A 2849-nucleotide genomic window follows, 5' to 3' on the forward strand; every position below is an offset into this window, starting at 1 on the left:
CCACGTACCAGTTCCCCTCCCCCCGCTCCCCGGTGACGCGGGCCGTGACGGTGGGGGCGTTGTCATCCAATGGGACGGAGAAGGGCTCCCGCCCCTGGGTGGCCGTGGTCGCGGCCAGCACCAGCCGAGAGCCCACCCGCACCGGCAGGCCCGGCGACGACGGGGCCGGGCCGGGGTTGAAGTCGCTCACCAGTCGCAGGTGGTCCGTCCCCGGAAGCCACGAGCGGAGCTCCAACCCCGCCTCCGTATCCGCCGCCGCCAGGAGCAGCGCACCGCCGTGGCTGGCCAGCCAGCTCGCGCCCGGCGCGGCGAGCACGGGCACGGTGCCTCCGGACGTTCCATCCGTGCGCACCAGCCACGTCCCCGGGCCGCCCTGGAGGACCAGGTACGTCGTCCCCAGGTGCTCGTGCGCGGCCACCAACCGGCTCGAGCCGACGCCGGGCGTGAAGTCGATGAGCCGGCGCGTCCCCGCCTCGGTGCCGTCGGACACCCACGGCTCACGGCCGCTGGCGCTGTCGGAGGCGGTGAAGAAGAGGCGGCTGCCCACCGGGAAGAAGGCCTCGGGCGCGGTCTGCTGTGTGGCCTTCAGCTCCACCGTGCCCTCGGCGGTGCCGTCCGTGCGCCACAGCGCATTTGCGTACGCGAAGAAGGCCTGGGTGTCCGCGCCCGTGAGGCGGGCACTGGCCGGCAGGTCCGTCACCCGGCCCGTTCCCGCCCACGTGCCGTCCGTCCTCCAGAGCTCCCAGTGCGGCCGGTTCGGGAAGCTCGACGCGTCGTAGCGGCAGAACAGCAGCCGCGAGCCCACCTGGATGAGGGAGTGCGGCCCGTCCACACCGGAGACTCGGGTCTGGATGACGCCAAGCCTCACCCCCTGCCGCGCCGCTCCGTCGTACCGCCACAGCTCGTAGCTATCGGGCGAGTTGAAGGGGCCCTCGATGCTCAGCACCCCATCGCCGAGCACCGCGTGCTCGAAGACGTACCCACCACCGCCCGGCATGGACCCCGTTCCCTCCGCCGTCCCGTCGGAGCTCCACAGGATGCCGCCCTGCTCGAAGACCAGCTTCCGCCCCAGGGTGACGAACCGGGAGAGTGAAGTGTGTCGGGAGAAATCACGGAGCACCGTGGTCCCCGCGACGGTGCCATCCGTCCTGTACAAGGCCGATTCGCTGCCGGAGCGGTCGGCACGGAAGTACGCGAGCGGGCCCACCGACACCAGCTCCCCCGGACTCGAGTCCCCCGTCGTCTCGCGGAACACCTTCAGTGGGGGCGGCTCCGCGGTCGTTCCATCCACCATCCAGAGCTTGCGGACCCACCCCTCCGCGCCCAGCAGCCACGCCCCTCCCTCCTTCCGCGGATGCAGGGACAGGGGCGTCAGCGCCTTGATGCGCACGGTGCCTTCGGAGGTACCGTCCGTGCTCCACACCTCATCCGCATGGGGGGATGAGATGGCCGTGGTGAAGAGGAGCCGGGAGCCGGAGGCGATGAACGACCGGGGCGAGGCGCTGAGCGCGCCGGGGTTGATGTCCCGGACCAGGACCGTCCCCGCCTCCGTCCCATCGCTGCGCCACAGCTCGGCGCCGGTGGCGGTCTCGGCCGCGACGAAGAAGAGCGCGGAGTCGAATACCGTCATGGCCGGCGGAGAGACCCGCGGCCCCGTGAAGCGCTTCACCACCTGGGTGCCGCCGGGCGTGCCATCCGTCCGGTAGAGCGCGCTGCCGTTGGCATCCCCGGCGGTGAAGTAATGCGCTCCGTTGAACGACACGAGCTTGCTCGGGTACGACGAGCCAGCACCCGGCACGAGGTCCTGGACCAGCGACGTCCCGGCCGCGGTGCCATCGGTCTTCCAGAGCTCGCTGCCCTGCGCTGTCGTGTCCAGGGTGAAGAGCACGGTCGAGCCCACCTTCCCGAGTGCTTCCGTGCCGCCGTAGGAGCTGGCGGACGCAACGGTGGTGAGCAGGCGGGTCCCGGCGCCGGTGCCGTCCGTGACGTAGAGCCGCCGGGTGTAGCTGCCCGAGGAGGCGGTGGTCGTCGTCGCGAAGAAGAGCCGGTGGCCCTCCTCACCGAGCGTGCCGCTGAACCGGGTCGCGAGCGGTACCGTGCCCTCGGCAGTGCCGTCCGTCGACCACAGGTCCCCCTGGGTCTGGTTGGGACTGGAGGCGAAGTACAGCCGGCCGCCGGCGGTGAAGAAGTCTTCCACGGCGGGCCACTTCGCCAGGGCACGGACGAGCCGGGTGCCCGCGGGGGTACCGTCGGACGTCCACAGCTCCTCGCTGGAGCCCCAGTACAGCGCATTCCCGTGGACGGCGAGCTCCTGGACCTCGTAGTCGTTGTACCGGCCGCGCGTGCTCTGCGCGATGAAGGCGGTGCCTGGCGCCGTGCCATCCGTCCTCCAGAGCTGCCAGGCGTGAGTCCCGTCGTCGACGATGAAGTACAGCACGCCATTCATCACCGCGTGAATGGAGCCAGGGTTCGAGCAGATTCCAGGGCAGGCATCCACCACCATCCGCGTCCCGGCGGGCGTGCCGTCGGTGCGCCACCACTCGAAGCCATGGGCGCCGTCACTCGCCTGGAAGAGGATGCTGTTCCCCAGCGGGACGATGGAGGCGACGCTCAGGGAGCTCGCGCCGCCGGGATGGAGGTCTCCCAGGCGCAGGGTGCCCGGGGCGGTGCCGTCACTCACCCACGGCTCGTAGCCCGCCTCATCCTCCACCCGGAAGTATCCCCTGCCCCCCTCGTCCAGGACGAAGGACGCGTCAACATCCCCCACCGGATGGGGATGGAGGTCTCCCAGCAGGGTGGGCTCATGAGAGGACAGCACGAGGGCCAGGGCGAGGAAGGGGGACATGGGG

1 protein-coding gene is annotated in these 2849 nt (G+C 71.1%); it reads right to left on the reverse strand.

Annotated features, from left to right (window positions below; translation table 11 throughout):
- On the reverse strand, positions 1–2849 hold a 2849-nt coding region (locus tag HG543_RS52895), incomplete at both ends, for an ELWxxDGT repeat protein (RefSeq protein ID WP_343073668.1).

It is taken from the genome of Pyxidicoccus fallax (genome assembly GCF_012933655.1).
Classification (GTDB): Bacteria; Myxococcota; Myxococcia; order Myxococcales; family Myxococcaceae; genus Myxococcus; species Myxococcus fallax.